Here is a 21,007-nt window from a genome sequence, read left to right as displayed (position 1 = left end):
GCGATGAGTGGGGAAGAGCGGGGTGGGACTGGTCAGCAGCTGCCCAAGCTGCGGCTGGATGAGCTGCTGGACGAGTTGCAGGCGCGGATCGACGCGGCGCGCGGGGCGCAGGACCGGGTGCGCAGCCTCCTGGAGGCGGTTTTGTCGGTGGGGCGCGAGCTGGATCTGCCGCAGGTGTTGCGTCGCATCGTCGAGGTGGCCGTGGTCCTGGTGGACGCCGGGTACGGGGCTCTGGGGGTGATCGGTGACGATCGCAGATTGTCCGAGTTCCTGACCGTCGGCATCGACGACGAGGGCCGCGCGGAGATCGGTGATCTTCCCAGCGGGCACGGCATCCTTGGCGAGCTGATCCGGCATCCGCAGCCGCTGCGACTGCCCGAACTCTCCGAGCACCCGGCCTCGTACGGCTTCCCCGAGCACCACCCGGCGATGCACTCGTTCCTCGGTGTACCGATCCGGGTGCGTGACACGGTGTTCGGCAATCTCTATCTCACCGAGAAGCGTGGGGCGGTGGAGTTCGACGCCGAGGACGAGGCGGTGCTCTCCACGCTCGCGGTGGCGGCCGGGGTGGCCATCGAGAACGCGCGGTTGTACGAGGAGGCCAGGCTGCGGGAGCGGTGGCTGCGGGCGAGTTCGGAGGCCACCAACGCCCTGTTGTCCGGGGCGCCGAGTGCCGAGGTACTGGGGCTGATCGTCGAGCAGGCCCGCGTGATCGCCGCCGCGGACGTGGGGATGATCGCGGAGTATGTGGCCGGGGCGGAGCACCTGCAGCCGACGTTCGCGGTAGGAGTGGAGGCGAAACTGCGCAGTGGACTCGTGCTGTCCGCGCGGGACGGTTTCATGGGCGCCGCGCTGTCGGCGGCGGAGCCGGTGGTGAGCGCGGACATCGAGCACGACACCCGCGTGGGGGCGCAGGGGGCGCCGTGGGCCGGGCTCGGCCCGATGGTGGCGGTGCCGCTGGGCTCGGGCGGCAAGGGGCGTGGGGTGCTGCTGCTGGGGCGGGTGGCTGGGCAGACGCCGTTTGTCGATGCCGACACGGGGCCGCTGCTGGGCTTTGCGGGACAGGCGGCGCTGGCGCTGGAACTGGCCGAGCGGCGCCGTGACACGGAGCAGATCACGCTTCTTGAGGACCGTGACCGGATCGCGCGCGACCTGCATGATCTGGCGATCCAGCGGCTCTTCGCGGCGGGAATGACCCTGCAGAGCACGCAGCGGTTCGTGGATCACCCCCAAGCGGTCGAGCGTCTGGCGCGGACCGTGGACGACCTCGACGACACCATCAAGATCATCAGGTCGACCATCTTCGGCCTCCGGTCGCACGGCGGGACCAAGGAGGGAGGAGGTCTGCGCGAGCGGGTCTCGGACGCGGTGCAGGCATCGGCGAGCGCGTTCGGCTTCTCACCCGCGCTGCGCATCGAGGGACTGATCGACACCGAGGTGGACCCTGATGTGGCCGGTCATGCTCTGGCGGTCCTGGGAGAGGCCCTCAGTAACGCGGCCCGTCATTCCGGGGCGCGTTCGGTGGACGTTCATCTGCGGTGTTCTGAGGGGGAGTTGACGGTGACGGTTTCGGACGACGGTTGCGGGGTGTCCCAGAGTGTGGCCCGCAGCGGGCTGAAGAACCTGGAGGAGCGTGCCCTGGCGCTGGGTGGAGTGCTCACGCTCGGTGAACGGCCGGGGGGTGGCGGTACCCGGCTGGTGTGGCGGGTACCGGCGCGTTCGAAGGAGAATTGAGACAGCCGCCGGAGGCGCTTCTCACTGGAGTGCTTGCCGCGCCGTACGGCGCGGCGAGGCGGGCCCCTCCGGTCCGTATCCCAGGCGGATCACCATCTGCGCGTGCTCACGCCGCCGGCGCGGGGCGGGGGTGAGCAGTTCGCGTAGGTCGGACCACTCCAGTGCTTGGTGCAGCAGCGATGCCCGTACGCCGTGGGAGGTGGCCACCAGAAGGACGCGTTCCAGTGCTTGGCCTGCGCGCAGCCAATCCGTCCGCCGGTCGTGTGCGGTGGACAGCAGGAGGATCGAGGACCGTGTCTCGAAGGGGCGCGCGATGAGCGCGGTTGCCTTCCGGTTGGCGGTGAAATCCCGCATGGGGACGTGCCCGCGAGAATCCTGGACGCCCTGGGCCCGCGGTGGCACGCCGAGCCGCGTGCCATCCGGATCGTGTGACCAGCGGCGGCTTTCCGTCGCCCGGTCGGGGGTGGTGGCATTGCGGCGTTCGGCTTCCCCGGTGAGCCGTAGCAGACGGTCCGTGTCGTCTGGTTCGGGACGGCCCAGCAGGGCCCCCTCGACGTGCGCGGCCTCGATGAGCTCGGCGATCACGGGCGTGGGCAGGGGCCGGTCGGAGAAGGGGAAGCGGCTGCTGTGCCGTCGCCACAGCGCCTCGTACAGGCCGGACGTCGGGGTGGAGGTGCGCGCGGTGCGGCCGAGGCGCACGGCGGCGAGCAGGTCAGGTTCGTGGGGCCGCGGCAGGAGCCGGGTCACGGGCTCCCAGCCGAAGTGCGCCACCGCCACCCGCAGATTCAGGAGCGCTCCACCGACCGAGACGTGCAGGGCTCGCCCGTGCGGATCGGTATGCCCCAGGCCGCGCCCTCGGGCGGCACGGATCTCCAGGGTGACGGTGTCCGGATCGAGCCGGAAACGCCAGGGCTGGGTGTTGTGGATCGACGGTGCCGCCACGGCCGCGGACACGAGCGTCTCCAGTGTGCGGACGTCGAACGTCGGGGAAGGCATCGGAACTCCTCCTTGCCCTTGCACCGGAATGTTCCGGTGACCTGAGCGTGGGGTTCCGAGGGGGACAGGGGTAGGGGCCGGAGGGCCCGGCGTGGGGCCGGACGGCCCTCGGCCCGTACGTCACCTGGCCGGGCGCTCACCCGTCTCCGTGTGTTCGAGGTGTGAGGCGAGGACTGCCGCTTGGACCCGGCGCTGCACGCCCAGTTTGGCCAGCAGCCGGGAGATGTGGTTCTTGACGGTCTTCTCGGAGAGGTAGAGCTTCTTGCCGATCTCCCGGTTCGTGAGACCGTCACCGATGAGCGCGAGGATGTCTCTCTCCCGTGGAGACAGGCTCGCGAGTTCGGGGGCGAGCGTGGGCGAGTCCTTGGGATCCGCGCGCAGGGAGCGCATGAGGCGGGCGGTCGTCTCCGGGTCGAGCATGGACTGGCCGGAGGCGACGGTGCGAACGGCCGCGATCAGGTCGGTCCCCTTGATCTGTTTGAGCACATAACCGCTGGCCCCGGCCATGATCGCGTCGAGCAGAGCGTCTTCGTCGTCGAACGAGGTGAGCATCAGCACGGCTAGTTCCGGCATCTGGCTGCGCAGCTCGCGGCAGACCGAGATGCCGTCGCCGTCCGGGAGGCGCACGTCGAGGACGGCCACGTGGGGGCGCAGGGCCGGGCCGCGGACCAGCGCGTGTTCGACGTTCTCGGCATCGCCCACCACGGAGATGTCTGGTTCGGCGTCCAGCAGGTCGGACAGGCCACGTCGTACGACCTCGTGGTCGTCCAGCAGGAAGACCCGGATCGGGTCCTGCTCCGTGTAGGTGCGCGCCTCAGTCATGACGATCCCTCGTTCCCCGGTGACTGACGGACTGCGGGTTCCGTGACGACGATCATCATGCTCGGGGGCTGTGGACACTAGGGCCGACCGGCCCTATTACGCAGCGCGGAGACCCCTGACGGCTCCGGCGCCACGGCCCGATGTCCCTCCCGCATCGCCCACCCGATGAGACCGCCCTTCCAGTATGCGCGCCCACGTGCCCACGAGGGGGTACGCCCGCGGGGAACAGGGGACGGAGGCCCGGGACCGTCGGCTCGCGTCAGCGCAGACTTGCGCTGCCGTACGGGGCGTACAGGTCCAGCAGCCGCGTACGCGCCGAACGCAGGCGGTGGGCGACGATGCCACCCGTCCACAGCGCAACCGCCAGGCCCAGCGCGGGGTCGTCCTGGCCGGCCAGCCGGACCGCGACGGCGTCGAACTCGTAGGCGCGGACCGGCGTGGTCGCCTCGGCGCCGAGATGCCAGGAGTAGGGGGCGAACAGCCAGGACCAGCCGAGGAGTTCGTTGTGGCCGAGGGTCTCGATGACCGCTGACCTGCGGCCGGGCACGTGCATGTCGAGGGAGACCGTGCCGGTGCGGATGACCCAGAACCGGTCGGCGTGTCCGCCCTCCTCGAAAAGGCGCGTTCCCTGGGGGAAGGACACCTCGCGGGCCATCCGCATCAACCGTTGCCGGTGCTCCGCGGGCAGCGCCCGGAGCATGCTGGGGGTGGGGGGTGCGTTCATGGCGTGCCTCCAGGCGTGCGAACTGTTGGGCCGCTCCCAGCGTGGTCCGGTACCGCGGGCCGGTCCATGGGCCACCTGGTCCCGTGGCTGGGCCGTCCGGTTCTGCGGTGTCCGGCGCACCAGCGTGTGCCTGGTCTGGAAGGAGAGCCCCGTCGGCCCTCAGCGGTGGGTCGACCAGCCCTTCTTCCCGTGTTGCGGCGGCGGGATGATGCAAGTGGAAAAGCGTCTCCGTTCCTTTCGAGGCGGCAGGATGACGCACGGAGACTGCTCCCCTTACCGGTCCCGTGCGAGGCCTCCTGCCGGGAAGGCCACGGTGGAGTCGGTGCCGCCGTGGCTGCGGCCGGAGCGCGGGAATGCACCGGCCGGGTGTCCGCGCGGGCCGACCGCGCGGGCGCTTTCCTGTCCGGGGTGAGGCGACGCGGCTGCGGCCCCCTGCGCTGGGGCCGGTTGGTTCCCGAGGGGGCCCTGCGGCCCCTGCACTGCCCGGCACGGGGCCGTGAAGCTGATGGCGGACCCCGATCCAGGAGGTAGGATCATGTCCCGCACTGTCACAGTCGGCATCGACGGTTCGCCCGAGAGCCGGGCCGCGGCCGAATGGGCCGCCCGGGAAGCATCGCTGTGCGGCCTGCCGGTGAAGCTGGTCCACGTCATGGACTTGGCACCCGAGCCCGTGGCGCAGGCCCCGTTCGTCGGTGCGGAGACCCGGCAGTACTGGGGCGGACGGCTTCCCCGTGAGTCCGCCGAAGGCCTGCGCCTGCGCCACCCCGGAGTCGAGGTCATCAGCGAACAGGTCGCCGGTCGGCCCGAGGATGTCCTGTTGGCCGAGGCGAAAAACGCCGCGCTCCTCGTGTTGGGCTCGCGCGGTCTGGGCGGGATCGGCGGCTATCTGGTCGGTTCAGTCGGCCAGACTGTCGCGGCCCACACCGAGACACCGGTGGTCCTGGTCCGTGCCGGGGAGCAGGCCGCCGACGAGCACACCATGGACCCGGTGGGTGTCCCGTCGGCCGCGAGCCCGTACCGGCCAGTCGTTCTCGGCCTTGACATCGAGCGCCCTCATGACTCGGTCATCGCCTTCGCCTTCGACGCGGCAGTCCGGCGCGCCACGGCCCTGCGGGTCGTCCATGGCTGGCAGATTCCTCCGTACTACGCGTACGGCCTCTCCGCCGACCCTGAGATCGCCGGTGAGCTGGCTCGGCAGCAGGCCTCGGCCCTGAGCGGGACTCTCGTCTCGTGGCGGAAGGAGTTCCCCGCTGTCGAGGTCGTCGAGGAGTCCCGCCTCGGGGCGGCGGCCGGCCACCTCGTCGATGCCTCGCGGGAGGCATCCCTGGTCGTCGTGGGCCGCCGGATGCGTGGGCACGTGTTCGGCGTGCACATAGGCCCCGTCACGCACGCCGTGTTGCATCACAGCGCCGCTCCCGTCGCTGTCGTCGCGCACGGCTGAGGCAGGGACTGCGGCAGAGCGCGTCGCGGAAAAGGACCGACGATCAGGAAAGCCGCGGCCTCACAGGCGGGAGGGCCGCACCCGCCTCAGAGGTTCGCCGAGTGGTCGGGAACGTACGTCTGCAGGCGGCGCGGTGGCCGCTCGTAGCCGGACGACGGTGGCCGTGGCGGAAGTTCGAGGACCGGCGGCGGTACCTCGTGGTACGGCACGGAGTCGAGCAAGTGGGCCATCATGTTCAGCCGGGCCCGCTTCTTGTCGTCGCTCTCCACGATGTACCAGGGGGCGTCCGAGATGTCCGTGTGCACGAGCATCTCGTCCTTCGCCCGGGAGTACGCCTCCCAGCGGGTGATCGATTCCAGGTCCATCGCGGAGAGCTTCCATCGCCGCGTCGGATCCGCCAGGCGCCGCCGGAAACGCTCCGCCTGTACCGCGTCGCTCACCGAGAACCAGTACTTGCGCAACAGGATGCCCCCCTCCACCAGCATGCGCTCGAAGACGGGGCACTGGCGCAGGAACAGTTGATGCTCCTCTTTCGTGCAGAAGCCCATGACGTGCTCCACGCCGGCCCGGTTGTACCAGCTCCGGTCGAACAGCACGATTTCCCCGGCGGTCGGCAGATGCTTCACGTAGCGCTGGAAGTACCACTGGGTCCGCTCGCGTTCGGTCGGTTTCGGCAGCGCCACGGTCCTCGCGACCCGCGGGTTGAGGTGCTCCGCGAGCCGCTTGATCGTGCCGCCCTTGCCCGCCGCGTCCCGTCCTTCGAACACGACGACCAGCCGGGCCCCGTCGGCCCGCACCCATTCCTGCAGCTTCACCAACTCCGTCTGCAGGCGCAGGAGTTCCCGCTCGTACACCGCGCGCGGCAGCTTCGCCGTCTTCTCGTCGGCCATGCGGCCTCCTCCACCCGATGACCCTCCGCCCGATGACCCGTGAAGTCACCGTGCCAGGTCGAACACCGGGACGACACCGTGTTGACGGCGGAACTTTGCTCGTCTGCCGTTATGGGCCGATCGGCCCTTCGGGCGCCCCCGTTCAGCCCATGGGCCTCACACCAGGCCCGTCGGATGCTCAAGGTGTCGAAAGGCTTGGAGGAGACCCGCGATGACCGACGACGCGCTCAGCCGACCCATGGCCCACGCCTTACTCGCGGACGGCACCACGGTGTGCATCCGTCCCACGACAGCGGGCGACCACCAGCAGTTGCAGGGGCTGTACGAGGAGATGTCCCCCGACAATCTGCGGCTGCGCTTCTTCGCGGTGAGCCGGGCCTCGGCCAAGGCGGCCGCCGACCGCGCCTGCGCGCCGCCGCGCCACGGCTACCGGGCCCTGGTGGCCGAGACGAAGGGCCAGATCATCGGCCTGGCCGAGTACGACACCGCCGGTGGCGACGACTCCGCGGAGATCTCCATCGCCGTGGCCGACGGTCTGCACCACCGGGGGATAGGCACGCTCCTCGTGGAGCACCTCGTCTCCGCCGCCCGCACGGACGGCATCACCACATTCACTGCGGACGCGCTGAGCGAGAACCACGAGGTGCTCCGGCTCTTCGCCGACCTGGGCCTGCGTACGGCCCGTCACTTCGAGGGGCCGGAGGTCCGGTGCACCATCGAGCTCGGTGAGGACGCCACCTACCTCGCCGCCGTGGAAGAGCGCGGTCGCGCCGCCGATGTGGCAAGCCTGGAGCCGTTGCTGCGGCCGGACACGGTCGCCGTCGTGGGCGCCGGGCGCAGGCCCGGATCGGTGGGGCGGGCTGTACTGCGGCAGCTGCACACAGGCGGTTTCACCCGTCGGCTCTACGCGGTGAACCCCGGCGTCACCTCGGTCCTCGGCGTCCCCTCCTATCCCTCGGTCAGTGCACTGCCCCGCACACCCGACCTCGTGGTCGTCGCCGTGCCGGCGGCGGCGGTCGCGGCCACGGCGGAGGAATGCGGCAAAATGGGCGTGCGGGCCCTGCTCGTGGTCTCCGCAGGGCTCGACAGCGCTCAGGCCCAGGCGCTGCTGGGCGCTTGCCGCACGTATGGGATGCGCCTCGTCGGCCCCAACTGTCTGGGCGTCTCCAACACCGACCCCGCACTGTCCCTGGACGCCACGTTCGCCGCCGACCATCCACGCCCCGGTACGGCGGGCGTGGCGGTCCAGTCCGGCGGTGTGGGAATCGCCCTGCTCGGCGGGCTCGCCCGGCTCGGCATCGGTGTCTCCTCCTTCGCCTCCCTCGGCGACAAGTACGACGTCAGCGGCAACGACATGCTCCAGTGGTGGGAGAGCGACGGCCGTACCCAACTCGCCCTGCTGCACCTGGAGTCCTTCGGCAACCCACGGGCGTTCTCTCGCACCGCCAGGCGTGTGACCCGCCGCATGCCGGTCCTCACGGTCGACGCCGGACGCACCGACGCGGGCCGTCAGGCCGCCGCCTCGCACACCGCGGCCGCCGCCACCCGCACCATGACCCGCCAGGCCCTGTTCACGCAGGCGGGCATCACCGCCACCCGCTCCGTCGGTGAACTCCTCGAAAGCGCGGCCCTGATGTACTCCCAGCCCCTTCCGGCGGGCATCCGCGTCGCGATCGTCACCAACGCGGGCGGCGCGGGCGTCCTGGCGGCGGACGCCTGCGCGGAGGCAGGGCTCTCCCTTCCGCCCCTCACATCCGAAACGATCGACGACCTGCTGGCCGTGCTGCCCGACGGCGCCTCCGTCGGCAACCCCGTGGACGCCACCGCGGCCGTCACCGAGGACCAGCTCAGGGCCTGCGTGGACCGGCTCGAACGCTGCGCGGGCATCGACGCGGTGCTGCTCGCCCTCGTCCCCACGGCGGTCGCCACGGCGACCGGCGACGACCTCATCCGGGCCCTCACCCACGCGCCTAACCCCCGGGGCCGGCCGGTCGTGGCGGTACGACTGGAACAGGATCAGCCCGTCAGGCTGCTGCCCGCCCTCGCCGGAACCGTACCCTCATACGCTGAACCCCAGGCGGCGGCACGGGCTTTGGCCCACGCCGCGCAGCGGGCGGCATGGCTCGGCCGGCCCGCCGCCACGGTCCCGGACCTCGACGGGACAGACACGCGCCGGGCCCACGAGGTGGCCGAGGCCTACCTCGCCGCTCACCCGGACGGCGGCTGGCTCGATCCGCGCACCTGCGCCGAACTTCTCGCCTGCTACACGATCCCGCAGCTCCCCTGGGCCTGGGCGGAGACGGAGGACGACGCCGTGCTCGCCGCCGAACGGCTGCGCGGAACCGACGGCCGGGTGGTCATGAAGGCTCACTGGCCGGGGCTGCTGCACAAGAGCGAACAGCACGCCGTCCATCTCGACCTCCAAGGAGACGCCCAGATCCGGGCCGCTTTCCGGGACTTCGAGACCCGGTTCGCGGGCCTGCTCACCGGCGTGGTCGTCCAGCCGCTCGCCGAACGCGGCACGGAGCTGTTCACGGGAGTCGTCCAGGACGAGGTCTTCGGTCCGCTCGTGCTGTTCGGGCTGGGAGGCACGGCGACGGAGGTCCTGGCCGACCACGCGGCCCGCCTCGCCCCGCTCACCGACCGCGATGTGCACGACCTGATCACGGCGCCGCGCTGCGCACCGCTCCTGTTCGGCGCCCACGGCAGCGGCCCGGTCGACCTCGAAACCCTGGAGCAGATCTTGCTGCGGCTCTCCCGCATGGCGGTGGACCTGCCCCAGCTGGCCGAGGCCGACTTCAACCCCGTGATCGCCGCACCGGAACGTGTCACCGTCCTCGACGCGCGCGTACGCCTGCTGCCGCGCCGGCTCCAGGATCCCTATCTGCGCCGACTCCGCTGAGGAGGAGGCCGGCTTCACCGAGAAGGGAACAGCCATGAAGCACGACAAGGTCGGCTCAGTGATGACGACGGATGTCGTCCGCGCCGAGTACGCCACACCGTTCAAGGAGGTGGCCCGGCTGCTCGCCGCCAACAGGATCAGCGGGCTGCCCGTGGTCGACGCCGAGGACATGGTCATCGGAGTGATCTCCGAGACGGACCTGCTGGTCAGGCAGGCCGAGGCGCCCGAGCCGAAGCACCGCCACCGGTCGGCCGGCCTCAAGGCGTGGACACGCGGCGCCAAGAGGCAGGCGGCGAAGGCGAAGGCCCGTACCGCCGGCCAGCTCATGACCACGCCGCCCGTCACCGTGCACGCCGACGAAACCATCGTCGAGGCCGCGCGGACCATGGCGCGGCGACGTGTGGAGCGGCTGCCGGTCCTGGATGAGGAGGAACGGCTCGTCGGCATCGTCACCCGCCGCGACCTGCTCCAGGTCTTCCTGCGTACCGACGCGGCGATCCGGGACGAGGTGATCCAGGAGGTACTGGTCCACGCCCTGTGGCTGGCCCCCCGCACCATCGAGATCTCCGTGGAGGAGGGAGTGGTCACGCTCGCCGGCCAGTTGGAGCGCAGGAGCGAGACGGAGATCGCGGTCTCCATGACCCGGCAGATCGACGGAGTCGTCGCGGTCGTCGACAAGCTCCACTACCGGCTGGACGACTCACATCTGCGGCCCGACGACCAGGCACTGCACGGTGTCGCCGACGACTGGCTGCGTAAACTGTGAATGGAGACGTAGCGCCATGCCCAAGAAGGTACTGGTCGCCTATGCGACCACGAACGGATCGACCGCCCGGATAGCCGATGCCATCGCCGAGGTGCTGCACAAGAACGGCCTCACGGCCGAGGCCCTGTCGGCACGGTCGGTGGCGAGCCTGGACTCCTACGACGCCGTGGTGCTCGGGGGAGGACTCTATGCCGGGCGCTGGCACAGGGACGCCCGTCGCTTCGTCCGCCGTCACCACCGCGCGCTGGCCGAGCGCCCGTTGTGGCTGTTCAGCAGCGGCCCGCTCGACGCCACGGCGTCGGAACGTGACATCCCGCCCGTACGGGGGGTGAGGCGAACCATGGACCGCCTCGGCGCGGAGGAACACCGCACCTTTGGAGGATGCCTGGAAGAAGGAGCGAAAGGCTTCGTCGCGCGGAAGATCGTGAGCTCCGGCAAAGGCGGAGACTTCCGGGACTTCCCGCAGATCGAGAAGTGGGCGGCGGGCATCGCGAGCGAACTGACACGGGCCCGCCACGGCTGAACGCGCACCGGCACGGCGGGCGGACACAGCGCCCGCCATGTCGTGCGGAAGAAGAAGGTTCACGCCTCAGGGAGGCAGCCATGAAGGCTCTGATGTTCCACGGCCCCGGCAAGCGATCCTGGGAAGACGTTCCCGACCCGGTGATTCATGACCCCGGCGACGCGATCGTACGCATTGACGCCGTCACCATCTGCGGCACGGATCTGCACATCCTCAAGGGCGATGTGCCGACCGTCGAGTCGGGTCGCATCCTTGGCCACGAAGCCGTCGGCACCGTGCACCAGGCGGGGCCATCGGTCACCACCGTGCGCCCCGGGGACCGTGTACTGATCTCGTGCATCAGCGCGTGCGGCCGCTGCCGCTTCTGCCGGTCCTCGCAGTACGGGCAGTGCCTGGGCGGTGGCGGCTGGATCCTTGGGCACCGCGTCGACGGCGTACAGGCCGAATACGCCCGGGTCCCCTTCGCCGACACCTCCACCCACGTGCTGCCCGACCAGGTCAGCGACGAGAGCGCACTCATGCTCGCCGACATCCTTCCGACCGCGTACGAAGTGGGAGTGCTCAACGGTCAGGTCTCGCCCGGAGACGTCGTGGCCGTCGTCGGAGCCGGTCCCATCGGCCTCGCCGCGATCCTCACGGCCCGCCTCTTCAGCCCGAGCCGCGTCATCGCCGTCGATCCCACTCCCGCACGGCGGGAGGCGGCCGCACGGCACGGCGCGCAGCTCACGCTCGACCCCTCCGACGACGTCACCGGCCGGATCGCTGAACTCACCGACGGACTCGGCGCGGACGTCGCGATCGAGGCGGTCGGTATTCCCGGCACCTTCGAGGTGTGCACCCGGCTGATCCGACCCGGCGGACGCGTCGCCAACGTCGGCGTCCACGGCCGTTCGGCCACCCTGCACCTGGAGGACCTCTGGACCCGTGACGTCACGATCACCACGGGCCTCGTGGACACGTACTCCACACCGGCACTGCTGCGCATGGTCGCGGCCAAGCAGTTGGACACCGCGGGGCTTGTCACCCATCGGTTTGGTCTGCACGAGATGCAGGAGGCGTACGACGTCTTCACCCGGCCCGAGGAGAGCGGAGCGCTCAAGGTCGCGCTGTTCGCCTCGTGACCCTGTTCCGTTCCGGTGCCGAGCAAGCCGGCCACGTGGCGGCCGCCCTCTGCGAATTCGTACAGGCTCGGACGGGGCGGGCACGACGCGAGGCAGTCCCGTACGGCCCCGATCGTGGGGCCGGTCGGCCCCTGCCCGCGCCGCAGGCGGGCGCGCAGGCTGGCACGGGAGACAGGACACCGACCCGGGAGGCGACGGACATGAGCGTGCGCGTGGGGATCAACGGCTTCGGGCGCATCGGCCGGAACTATCTGCGCTGCGTACTGGACCGCGCCGAGACCGCCGGCCGGTCCGCCGTGCAGGTGGTGGCCGTCAACGACATCACGTCCCCGGCGACGCTGGCCCATCTGCTGGAGTACGACTCGACCTACGGGCGGTTGCGGCACACCGTCGAGCACGACGACACCTCGCTCACGGTGGACGGACAGCGCATCGCGGTGACGGCCGAGCCCGACCCCGCCGACCTGGCATGGGCCGATCACGGCGTGGACGTGGTGATCGAGTCGACCGGCCGCTTCCGCACCCGCGACGAGGCGGGCCGGCACCTGAAGGGCGGGGCGCGCAAGGTACTGCTGTCCGTCCCCGGCAAGGGTGTGGACGCCACGCTCGTCGTGGGCGTCAATGAAGCCACCTACGACCCGGACCAGCACCACGTCATCTCCAACGCCTCGTGCACCACCAACTGTGTGGCGCCGATGGTGAAGGTGCTGCATGAGCACTTCGGCCTGGTGAAAGGGCTGATGACCACCATCCACGGCTACACCAACGACCAGGTGGTGCTCGACGGCCCGCACAAGGACCTGCGGCGGGGCCGCACCGCCGCCGCGAACATCATCCCGACCAGCACCGGAGCCGCCCGCGCCGTCGGCCTCGTCCTGCCGGAGCTGGCGGGCACCCTGGACGGCATCGCCGTGCGGGTGCCGGTCGAGGACGGCTCCCTGACCGACCTGAGCGTGGTCCTCGAACGGTCCGCGACCGCGGACGAGATCAACGCCGCGTTCTGCGAAGCCGCCGACGGAGCTCTGAAAGGCGTCCTGCGGGTGTCCGACGCGCCGATCGTCTCCCGCGACATCATCGGCGATCCCGCTTCGTGCGTCCTGGACGCGCCGCTCACCCAGGCGCACGGCGACCTGGTGAAGGTCTTCGGCTGGTACGACAACGAATGGGGGTACACCCACCGGCTCCTCGACCTCACCGAGTTCGTCATGCCGTCCGTACAGCCGCGTGAAAGGCGGCAGGGACGATGAAGCTGCCTCTGGTGGTCGGAGTCGACGGGTCCGACGCGAGTCTCGTGGCCGTCGACTGGGCGGTGGACGAGGCGGCCCGTACCGGCCTCCCCCTGCGCCTGGTGCACGCCTCCCTCTCGGAACACCACGAGACCGCGCTGCCCCATGGCGATGTGGAACGCCCCTCCGCACAGGAGACGGCGGAGAGCATCGTCGAATCGGCCGTTGCGCGCGCCCGTCGGCGTAACCCCGGCATGGAGATTTCGGCGGACCTGGTGCACGACGACGCGGCGTCCGCGCTGTTGAGTGAAGGGCACAACGCCTCGGTCCTGGTGACGGGCGTGCGAGGGCGTGGAGAGCTGGCCGGACTGCTGCTCGGCTCGGTGAGTCTCGCCGTGGCCGCCCGTGCCTACTGCCCGGTGATCGTGGTGCGCGGAGACAAGGCGGGCCTTGAGGGCGCACATGAACAGATCATGCTCGGTGTCGGAGACCCCGAGACCAACAGTGAGGCCGTGCGGTTCGCCTTCCGCGCGGCCGCGGCCCGCAAGTGCCCGCTCGATGCCATACGTGCCTGGCGGTGTCCCGCGTACGAGGCCACCGACGACCCCCTGTCCTCCGACGCACTCTCCCGATACCACCGGGAACGGGCATCGGCCCTGCTCGACGCCGCTCTCCACGATGCCGCCGCGGATCACCCCGAGGTCCGGGTGCGGCACAGGACGGTCGAGGGATCGGCGCGCAAGGTACTGCTGCGCCGTTCGGCCGCCGCGGACCTCATGGTCATCGGGGCTCGTCGCCGGCACGGCCACTTCGGCCTCCAGCTGAGCAGGGTGGGGCACACGCTGCTGCACCATGCGGACTGCCCGGTGGCGATCGTGCCGCAACTGACGTGAGCTCGGAACGTTGCCCGTCCCGCACTGCCGAGGAGCACGCCATGACCCCGCTCACGAACGTGACCCGCGGTGACCTGGCGGCCGTCCTGCGAGGCCTACGTGCCGTCGTCTTCGACACGGACGGAGTGATCACCGACTCGGCCCGGGTGCACGCCCTCGCACGACGACTACCCGCGGTACGTGGACGGCAAGTCCCGCCTCGACGGCACGGAGGCGTTCCTGGCCTCACGCAGGCTCGAACGCTCCGTCCGGACCGTGCGGGGAGCGTCGCCGCCGAGAAGGAGCGGCTGTACGTGACGCGGCTGAGCGAACACGGCATCGACGCCCATCCCGGAGGCGACGAGGCGGCCCGCCTGGACCCGCCGGGCAAACCGCGGCCCGACCTCTTCCTGGAGGCGGCACGCCGCCTCGGTGTCCCCGTCGGACGGGCCGCGGTCGTCGAGGACGCCCTCGCGGGGGTCGAGGCCGGCCGGCGAGGAGGGTTCTCCCTCGTCATCGGCGTGGACCGCGCGGCAACCGAGGGCTCGCGCGAGAGACTGCTGCGGCACGGCGCCGACCTCGTCGTACGCGACCTGGAGGAACTCCTGCTGGGAGGTACACCGAAGTGACGGACCGGACCTGGGAGTACGAGGGCTACGACCCCGCGGACGAGAGGCTCAGGGAGTCGCTGTGCACGCTGGGCAACGGTTACTTCGCGACCCGCGGGGCGCTGCCCGAGTGCACGGCGGACGACGTGCACTACCCGGGCTCGTACGCCGCGGGCTGCTACAACCGGCTCGTCTCCGACGTGGCCGGACGACAGGTCGAGAACGAGGACATGGTCAACCTGCCGAACTGGCTGCCGCTGCGTTTCCGTCTGCCCGGCGACACGGACGCAGGCACGTGGTTCTCCCCGGACACAGCGGCCCTGCTCGACCACCACCAGACCCTGCACCTGTCCAGCGGCCTGCTGGAGCGCCGGAGCCGCTACGCCGATGGTCAGGGGCGCCGGCTCGTCGTCCGTCAGCTGCGCCTCGTCCACATGGCCGACCCTCATCTGGCCGCCCTGCGGACCGAGTTCACGGCAGAGAACTTCTCCGGACGTCTCGAGGTCGAGGCGGCACTCGACGGCGCCGTCACGAATGCCGGCGTGCCCCGCTACGGCGATCTGGACGGCAGCCATCTGACGCACGTACACACCGGGACCGCCGCCGTCGACACCGTGTGGCTGCGCTGCCGTACCCGCACGTCGGACATCCGCGTCGCCATGGCGGCCCGCCTCGCCGTGCCCACCACCGTCGCGACCCGCCACACGGCCTCGCGGGCCACCCAGCGCACGCTCCTGCAGCTCACACCGGGCCGCACCGTGACCGTCGACAAGACCGCAGCCCTGCACACCTCGCGCGACCCCGCGATCAGTGACCCGTTGCGCGCCGCACTGGACCGGGTTCAGGGGGCGCCGGACTTTGACGAGTTGCTGGACCGGCACATCAGTGCCTGGGACCAACTCTGGCGCCGGGCCGAGCTGGAGGTGCCGGGGGAAGCGGGCAGCATCCTGCGCCTGCACCTCTTCCATGTGCTGCAGACCCTTTCCCCGCACACCGCCGAACTCGACGTCGGCGTACCGGCCCGGGGGCTGCACGGCGAGGCCTACCGCGGACATGTCTTCTGGGACGAACTGTTCGTCCTGCCCTACCTCAACCTGCACTTTCCCGAGGTGTCCCGCGCCCTGCTCCGCTACCGCCACCGACGCCTGGAACAGGCCTGTACGGCTGCTCGCGGCATCGGCCGGGCGGGCGCACTGTACCCCTGGCAGAGCGGCAGCGACGGGCGCGAGGAGACGCAGGAACTGCACCTCAACCCGCGCTCTGGGCGCTGGCTGCCGGATCACTCCCGTCTCCAGCACCACGTCGGCTCGGCCATCGCGTACAACGTCTTGCAGTACTGCGAGGCGAGCGGGGACATCGAGTTCCTGCACACCAAGGGTGCCGAGATGCTGTTGCAGATCGCCCGCTTCTGGGCGGACTCGGCCACCTACGACGAGAGCCTTGGACGGCATCGCATTCGCGGTGTCGTCGGGCCCGACGAGTACCACGACGCCTACCCGGGCGCGAAGGAGCCGGGCCTCGACGACAACGCGTACACCAACGTCACCGCCGCCTGGGTGCTGGCCCGCACGCTGGAAGTGCTGCGCAGCCTGCCTGCCCCGCGCCGCCAGGAACTCTTCGAGCGGACCGGCCTTGACGGAGGTGAGCTGGAAGTCTGGGAGGACGTGTCGCGCACCCTTCACGTGCCCTTCCACGAGGACGTCATCAGCCAGTTCGACGGCTACGGCAGCCTGATGGAACTCGACTGGGACGGCTACCGGAAGCGCTATGAGGACATCCGTCGTCTGGACCGGATCCTGGAGGCGGAAGGGGACACGGTCAACCGCTATCAGGCCTCCAAACAGGCCGACGTCCTGATGCTGGGCTATCTCTTCTCGCCCGCCGAACTCCAAGGGCTGTTCCGGCGGTTGGGATACCGGCTCGACGAGGCCACCTGGCGTCGCACCGTCGATCACTACCTGCACCGCACCAGCCACGGCTCCACTCTCAGCGGCCTGGTCCACGGCTGGGTCCTCGCCCGTGCCCGGCGAGCCGATGCGTGGAGCTACTGTCAAGAAGCCCTGCGGGGTGACATCGCCGATCTGCAGGGCGGCACCACCGGAGAAGGCATCCACCTGGGAGCCATGGCCGGCACCCTCGACCTGGTCCAGCGGGGACTGACCGGGCTGGAAACCAGGCAGGGTGCCCTGTGGCTCGACCCGGCGCCCCTGCCGGAGCTGTCCTCGTACGGTTTCGCTCTCCGATACCAAGGTCATTGGGGCGTGCAACTGCGCCTGGAACGGGGGGTGCTGAAGATCTCGGTGCCCGCGTCCGACCGCTCAGCCGTCGATGTCCGCCTGGCCGATCGGTCGATCTGTGTCCGGCCGGGGGAGACGTGTCGGCTGCTGCTTCCTGACTGAGCACCGCGCGCCTTGGTGCCCCGTCAGGCGTGCGGGACGATCGCGACCGCGCAGGTGGCACGGTGGATCGCTTTGTGCGCGGTCGCTCCGAGGCGCGGTCCGGCGGAGATGGGGCGGCCGAGTACGAGAAGGCTTGCGGTGGAGGAGGCGTTCACCAGATGGTGGCCCGCCGCACCGTGGACGAGCCGCTCGATGACCCGCGTGCCCGGGAACTTGTGCTGCCAGGGGGCGAGAGCGGACGTGAGCAGGTGTGACTTCGTCACGGCGGGCGCGGTGGCGTCGGTGCTGGGGCCGAGCGGATGCGTCCAGGTGTGCATCACGTGCAGTGGTGCGTCCCGGAGGGTCGCCGCGAGGAAGGCGAACTCCAGGAGTTCGTCACAGGGGTGGTTCAGGTCAAGGCCCATCAGCACCGGGGCGTAGGGCCCGGCCGCGGGGCCCTGACGCGCCTTCGGGGCTTCCTCGCCCGCACGGACCAGGAGGACCGGGCATGTGGCCCGGGCGGCGACGGCCAGGGCCACCGAGCCGATCAGGGCACCTGTCACCGACCCGAAGCCGCGTGAGCCGACCGCGAGCAAGGCCGAGGTTTCGGCCGCGGCCAGCAGCGCCTCCACCGGTGGCCCGGTGACCTGCTCGTCAATGATGCCGAGCGCGGGATAGGTGTCGGAGATCTTCAGGACGGCTCGGTCGAGGGCGCCGCTCTCCCGATGGAACGGGACTTCGATCTCCGGTAGACGGGTTCGCTGCGACGGCTGGTCAAATACATGGACGAGGTGCAAGGGGAGGTCACGGAGCAGGGCTTCACGCGCTGCTTCGTGTGCTGCTGCCAGGCTTTCGGGTGAGCCGTCGATGCCTGCGGTCACGGGTGTTCGCAAGGACATGGTGTGCACCTTCGTGGCTTGTTGGGTACGCCGGCGGGCGGGGCCCACAAGTCGGCTCAGCCGTGCGGGACCACCGCCACCGGGCAGGCCGCGTGGTGCAGGACGGCGTGATTGACCGGACCGAGCTGCAGGCCGAGGTGTCCCTTCCGGCGACGTGCGCCGACCACCAGGAGATCGGCCGTGCGGGCCGCGTCGAGGAGCGCGTCGCGTGCGTGGCCCTCGACGATCTGGCGGCGAATCCCGATGCCGGGATGGGAGGCCGCCGTACCCCGCAGGGCCTCTTCGACCTGTTCCTCGCCGCGGCGCTGGTGCTCGTCGGACGTCCTGGCGGGGAAGTCAGGGGCCTCGCGGGCCGGGCAGCGCCAGGCATGGATGACCGATACCGCGGCCTTGTGGGTTTCCGCCTCGCGCAGAGCGAACTCCATCGCGGCGTCGGCTTCCCGGGGTTCGTCGAGCCCGACGGCAACACTTCCGAACCCGCGGCTGAGGTTCCTCTCGCCGCCGCGTACGACGATCACCGGTGACGTGGCGTGCGCGGCGACGGACAGGCCGACCGAGCCGAGCAGCAACTCGGCGATCTCGCCGCGCCCTCGATTGCCCACCACGATCGCACCCGCCTCGGAACTGAGCCGTACCAGAGCGGCGGCCGGATCCTCGGACAGCACGTCACTCGTCACCTTCAGGGAGGCCGCGCGGCGCAGTGCGCGCTCGACCGCTGTGGCGGCGATGTGATCCGAGAGAACCTGCACGGACGTCCGGTTGATGCCGAACGACGGCTCGTGACCCTCGTACCACTCCCACCTCGACGCGTGAACGACACGCAGCGGCACACCGCGTGCCGCGGCCTCGTCCACCGCCCAGTCCAGTGCGCGCAGGCTCGGATCCGAGCCGTCCACTCCGACCACCAGAGGCTTGTCCACGGTGTCACCGCCCTCCGCCGTGCCTCCTCGCGGAGGCCCTACTGCGCACGGTTCCACCGAGGCGTTCCGTGGGGGAGGGGCGAACGGGCCCAGGAGGGGGGACATCCGGCCCCTACCGAGGGCGATGGCCACCGCGCACAGTGAAAGCGAGGTCCGGCGGAAGGAGGCGCGATGTCCACGCGGACGCGCATCGCTGTGATCGGCGTCGGAAACGAGTTCCGGCGGGACGACGGCGTGGGATGGGCCGTGATCGCGCGGCTCCGGGAACGAGCCGCCGTGCGCCCCCTGCCGCCGGGGGTGCTTCTGGCCACCTGCGACGGCGATCCCGCGCGGCTGATCGGGTTGTGGGAGGGCGCGGACCTCGCGGTGGTCGTGGACGCCGCCCACGCGCATCCCGCACGTCCAGGGCTGGTGCACCGGCTGGCACTCGACGCGGAGGCCCTGGACCGGCCCCGGACGACCAGTTCGCACGGGCTCGGGCTCGGGGAGGCCGTCGAGCTCGCCCGAGTCCTGGGCCGGTTGCCGGGCCGGCTGGTCGTCTACGCGGTCGAGGGCGCCGACGACGCGCTGGGAACCGGCTTCTCGGCGGCCGTCGAGCCGGTGGTGGCACCGCTGGCCGAAGACATCGAGAACGAGATCGTCCAGCACCGGGACGCCGCGGCACGCGGGTGAGGCGCGGCCATGACGGAGCGCGACGCGGTCCACTTCGAGGTGCTCGGCGCGGTCCAAGGGGTGGGTTTCCGCTTCGTCGTGATCCCGCCCGACGCCGCGAACTGCGCCGCCCGCCCGACCGAGCTCCTCGATCCCGGAGGCCGCCGCTTCCACTGCCCCTTCATCAAGAGGAGTTACGCCGATGACGCACCGCGGCAGCCGTGCCCTGCACGTCGGCTCGCTCTCCCGCGTGGAGGCCGAGGGCGCCCTGCACCTGCGTATGCACGACGGCACGGTCACCGAAGCACGGCTGCGGATCTATGAGCCGCCGCGGTTCTTCGAGGCCTTCCTGCGGGGGAGGGCCTACACCGAGGCGCCCGACATCACCGCCCGGGTGTGCGGAATCTGCCCGGTCGCCCATCAGATGAGCGCTTGCGCGGCCATCGAGGACGCCTGCGGCGTGGCCATCGATCCGGCCCTGCGCGAACTGCGGCGGCTGCTGTGCTGCGGCGAATGGATCGAGAGCCAGACGCTGCACATCCACCTCCTGCACGCACCCGACTTCCTCGGCTGCGACGGCGCCATCGAACTGGCCCGCACTGCCCGCACGCAGGTCGAACGGGGACTGCGTTTGAACCAAGCGGGCAACGCGATCCTCGAACTCCTCGGCGGCCGCGCCGTCCACCCCGTCAACGTCCGCGTCGGCGGTTTCCACCGCACCCCGCCCCGCAGTGCGCTGCGGCCGTTGGCCGAGCAACTGAAACGGGCGCTGGAAGATGCCTGGCAGACCGTTCACTGGGTGGCCGGATTCGACTTCCCGGACGCCGAGGCCGACGCCGACCTGTTCGCCCTGGCCCAGCCGGGAACGTACGCCATCGAAACCGGCACCCCGGCGGTGCTGCGCCCCGACGGGACGCTGGGCACCTTCCCGCTGCACACCTTCCTCGACCGGGTACACGAGGAGCACCTTTCGCACTCCACCGCCCTGCACTCCACACTCGACGGGCGCCGCCACCTCACCGGGTCCCTCGCCCGTTTCGCGATCAGCGGCCGGTGGCTGTCGCGCACCGCCGTCGAGGCCGCCCGCGCGGCCGGGCTCGGAGACCCGTACGAGGGAGTGGTCTGCCGCAATCCATACCGCTCGATCCTCGTCAGGGCCGTGGAGGTCGTGTACGCGATCGACGAAGCGCTGCGGATCATCGAGACCTGCGAGCCGCCGCGGCGTCCGTACACCGACGTTCCGCCCGTCGCGGGCACCGGCCACGGAGCGACCGAGGCCCCGCGCGGACTCCTCTACCACCGCTACCTCCTGGACGCCGAGGGCACGGTCGCCGACGCCCGCATGGTGCCGCCCACCGCGCAGAACCAAGGCGCGATCGAGGAGGACCTGCGGCGCACCGCCCAGACCGCCATCACCGAACAGGGCCTGGACGACGCGGAACTGAAACGGCTGTGCGAGCGGACGATCCGCAACCACGACCCCTGCATCTCCTGGTCCACCCATTTCCTCGACCTGACCGTCGAGCGCACCTGA

At 70.8% G+C, this 21,007-nt stretch carries 17 protein-coding genes and 1 pseudogene; 12 read left to right on the top strand and 6 right to left on the bottom strand.

Annotated features, from left to right (window positions below):
* Positions 1-3 precede the first annotated feature (3 nt).
* A complete protein-coding gene (locus ACWFRU_RS28920) occupies positions 4-1,734 on the top strand; it encodes a GAF domain-containing protein (protein ID WP_453691062.1) in 1,731 nt (576 codons plus the stop codon).
* A gap of 21 nt (positions 1,735-1,755) precedes the next feature.
* On the opposite strand, the gene ACWFRU_RS28915 is transcribed toward ACWFRU_RS28920, so the two are convergent.
* From ACWFRU_RS28915 to ACWFRU_RS28905, 3 genes are all read right to left on the bottom strand, one after another.
* Complete coding sequence (locus tag ACWFRU_RS28915; protein ID WP_409054933.1) at positions 1,756-2,730, bottom strand: Acg family FMN-binding oxidoreductase; 975 nt, start codon at positions 2,728-2,730, stop codon at positions 1,756-1,758.
* Between the two features lie 120 nt (positions 2,731-2,850).
* Entirely contained in the window at positions 2,851-3,552 is a 702-nt protein-coding gene (locus ACWFRU_RS28910) for a response regulator (protein WP_453691061.1), read from the bottom strand.
* 259 nt (positions 3,553-3,811) lie between these two features.
* The gene (locus ACWFRU_RS28905) at positions 3,812-4,276 is read right to left on the bottom strand and encodes a cyclic nucleotide-binding domain-containing protein (protein WP_409054931.1); all 465 of its coding nucleotides are present in this window, start codon (positions 4,274-4,276) and stop codon (positions 3,812-3,814) included.
* A gap of 535 nt (positions 4,277-4,811) precedes the next feature.
* Here ACWFRU_RS28905 and ACWFRU_RS28900 point away from each other — a divergent pair.
* Complete coding sequence (locus ACWFRU_RS28900; RefSeq protein ID WP_453691060.1) at positions 4,812-5,717, top strand: universal stress protein; 906 nt, start codon at positions 4,812-4,814, stop codon at positions 5,715-5,717.
* 86 nt (positions 5,718-5,803) lie between these two features.
* Here the strand turns inward: ACWFRU_RS28900 and ppk2 are convergent, their stop codons facing one another.
* Positions 5,804-6,607, bottom strand: coding sequence for a polyphosphate kinase 2 (ppk2, locus tag ACWFRU_RS28895; protein WP_453691059.1), 804 nt, complete (start codon positions 6,605-6,607; stop codon positions 5,804-5,806).
* Between the two features lie 211 nt (positions 6,608-6,818).
* Here ppk2 and ACWFRU_RS28890 point away from each other — a divergent pair, with 211 nt between their 5' ends.
* From ACWFRU_RS28890 to ACWFRU_RS28855, 8 genes and pseudogenes are all read left to right on the top strand, one after another.
* Complete coding sequence (locus tag ACWFRU_RS28890; RefSeq protein ID WP_453691058.1) at positions 6,819-9,509, top strand: bifunctional acetate--CoA ligase family protein/GNAT family N-acetyltransferase; 2,691 nt, start codon at positions 6,819-6,821, stop codon at positions 9,507-9,509.
* Between the two features lie 34 nt (positions 9,510-9,543).
* The gene (locus ACWFRU_RS28885) at positions 9,544-10,275 is read left to right on the top strand and encodes a CBS domain-containing protein (RefSeq protein ID WP_453691057.1); all 732 of its coding nucleotides are present in this window, start codon (positions 9,544-9,546) and stop codon (positions 10,273-10,275) included.
* Positions 10,276-10,291: 16 nt separating this feature from the next.
* The gene (locus ACWFRU_RS28880) at positions 10,292-10,798 is read left to right on the top strand and encodes a flavodoxin domain-containing protein (protein WP_409054926.1); all 507 of its coding nucleotides are present in this window, start codon (positions 10,292-10,294) and stop codon (positions 10,796-10,798) included.
* A gap of 80 nt (positions 10,799-10,878) precedes the next feature.
* Positions 10,879-11,919 (top strand): zinc-dependent alcohol dehydrogenase family protein, encoded by a 1,041-nt coding sequence (locus tag ACWFRU_RS28875; RefSeq protein ID WP_409054925.1) that lies wholly within the window; start codon positions 10,879-10,881, stop codon positions 11,917-11,919.
* 200 nt (positions 11,920-12,119) lie between these two features.
* Positions 12,120-13,166: a type I glyceraldehyde-3-phosphate dehydrogenase gene (gene gap, locus ACWFRU_RS28870; RefSeq protein WP_453691056.1), complete on the top strand. Its 1,047-nt coding sequence runs from the start codon at positions 12,120-12,122 to the stop codon at positions 13,164-13,166.
* A complete protein-coding gene (locus ACWFRU_RS28865; protein WP_453691055.1) occupies positions 13,163-14,038 on the top strand; it encodes a universal stress protein in 876 nt (291 codons plus the stop codon). Before gap ends, ACWFRU_RS28865 begins: the two co-directional genes overlap by 4 nt.
* A gap of 41 nt (positions 14,039-14,079) precedes the next feature.
* A pseudogene (locus ACWFRU_RS28860) lies at positions 14,080-14,646 on the top strand (HAD family hydrolase).
* Complete coding sequence (locus ACWFRU_RS28855) at positions 14,643-17,024, top strand: glycoside hydrolase family 65 protein (protein WP_453691054.1); 2,382 nt, start codon at positions 14,643-14,645, stop codon at positions 17,022-17,024. Before ACWFRU_RS28860 ends, ACWFRU_RS28855 begins: the two are co-directional and overlap by 4 nt.
* Positions 17,025-17,047: 23 nt before the next feature.
* Here the strand turns inward: ACWFRU_RS28855 and ACWFRU_RS28850 are convergent, their stop codons facing one another.
* Together ACWFRU_RS28850 and ACWFRU_RS28845 are read right to left on the bottom strand one after the other, a co-directional pair.
* A complete protein-coding gene (locus tag ACWFRU_RS28850; protein ID WP_453691053.1) occupies positions 17,048-17,902 on the bottom strand; it encodes a universal stress protein in 855 nt (284 codons plus the stop codon).
* 56 nt (positions 17,903-17,958) lie between these two features.
* The gene (locus ACWFRU_RS28845) at positions 17,959-18,822 is read right to left on the bottom strand and encodes a universal stress protein (protein ID WP_409054919.1); all 864 of its coding nucleotides are present in this window, start codon (positions 18,820-18,822) and stop codon (positions 17,959-17,961) included.
* A gap of 171 nt (positions 18,823-18,993) precedes the next feature.
* Here ACWFRU_RS28845 and ACWFRU_RS28840 point away from each other — a divergent pair, with 171 nt between their 5' ends.
* Both ACWFRU_RS28840 and ACWFRU_RS28835 read left to right on the top strand, forming a co-directional pair.
* The gene (locus ACWFRU_RS28840) at positions 18,994-19,494 is read left to right on the top strand and encodes a hydrogenase maturation protease (protein ID WP_409054918.1); all 501 of its coding nucleotides are present in this window, start codon (positions 18,994-18,996) and stop codon (positions 19,492-19,494) included.
* Between the two features lie 181 nt (positions 19,495-19,675).
* A complete protein-coding gene (locus tag ACWFRU_RS28835; RefSeq protein WP_453691052.1) occupies positions 19,676-21,007 on the top strand; it encodes a Ni/Fe hydrogenase subunit alpha in 1,332 nt (443 codons plus the stop codon).

It is taken from the genome of Streptomyces sp. NPDC055099 (assembly GCF_053607685.1).
Note: the sequence above shows the minus strand (reverse complement) of the source record. Positions and strands in the feature narration are given on the sequence as shown.

Coding starts and splice junctions, on each gene's coding strand:
- ACWFRU_RS28920 (WP_453691062.1), top strand. CDS start 4: ATGAGTGGGGAAGAGCGGGGTGGGACTGGTCAGCAGCTGCCCAAGCTG.
- ACWFRU_RS28915 (WP_409054933.1), bottom strand. CDS start 2,730: ATGCCTTCCCCGACGTTCGACGTCCGCACACTGGAGACGCTCGTGTCC.
- ACWFRU_RS28910 (WP_453691061.1), bottom strand. CDS start 3,552: ATGACTGAGGCGCGCACCTACACGGAGCAGGACCCGATCCGGGTCTTC.
- ACWFRU_RS28905 (WP_409054931.1), bottom strand. CDS start 4,276: ATGAACGCACCCCCCACCCCCAGCATGCTCCGGGCGCTGCCCGCGGAG.
- ACWFRU_RS28900 (WP_453691060.1), top strand. CDS start 4,812: ATGTCCCGCACTGTCACAGTCGGCATCGACGGTTCGCCCGAGAGCCGG.
- ppk2 (WP_453691059.1), bottom strand. CDS start 6,607: ATGGCCGACGAGAAGACGGCGAAGCTGCCGCGCGCGGTGTACGAGCGG.
- ACWFRU_RS28890 (WP_453691058.1), top strand. CDS start 6,819: ATGACCGACGACGCGCTCAGCCGACCCATGGCCCACGCCTTACTCGCG.
- ACWFRU_RS28885 (WP_453691057.1), top strand. CDS start 9,544: ATGAAGCACGACAAGGTCGGCTCAGTGATGACGACGGATGTCGTCCGC.
- ACWFRU_RS28880 (WP_409054926.1), top strand. CDS start 10,292: ATGCCCAAGAAGGTACTGGTCGCCTATGCGACCACGAACGGATCGACC.
- ACWFRU_RS28875 (WP_409054925.1), top strand. CDS start 10,879: ATGAAGGCTCTGATGTTCCACGGCCCCGGCAAGCGATCCTGGGAAGAC.
- gap (WP_453691056.1), top strand. CDS start 12,120: ATGAGCGTGCGCGTGGGGATCAACGGCTTCGGGCGCATCGGCCGGAAC.
- ACWFRU_RS28865 (WP_453691055.1), top strand. CDS start 13,163: ATGAAGCTGCCTCTGGTGGTCGGAGTCGACGGGTCCGACGCGAGTCTC.
- ACWFRU_RS28850 (WP_453691053.1), bottom strand. CDS start 17,902: ATGTCCTTGCGAACACCCGTGACCGCAGGCATCGACGGCTCACCCGAA.
- ACWFRU_RS28840 (WP_409054918.1), top strand. CDS start 18,994: ATGTCCACGCGGACGCGCATCGCTGTGATCGGCGTCGGAAACGAGTTC.
- ACWFRU_RS28835 (WP_453691052.1), top strand. CDS start 19,676: ATGACGCACCGCGGCAGCCGTGCCCTGCACGTCGGCTCGCTCTCCCGC.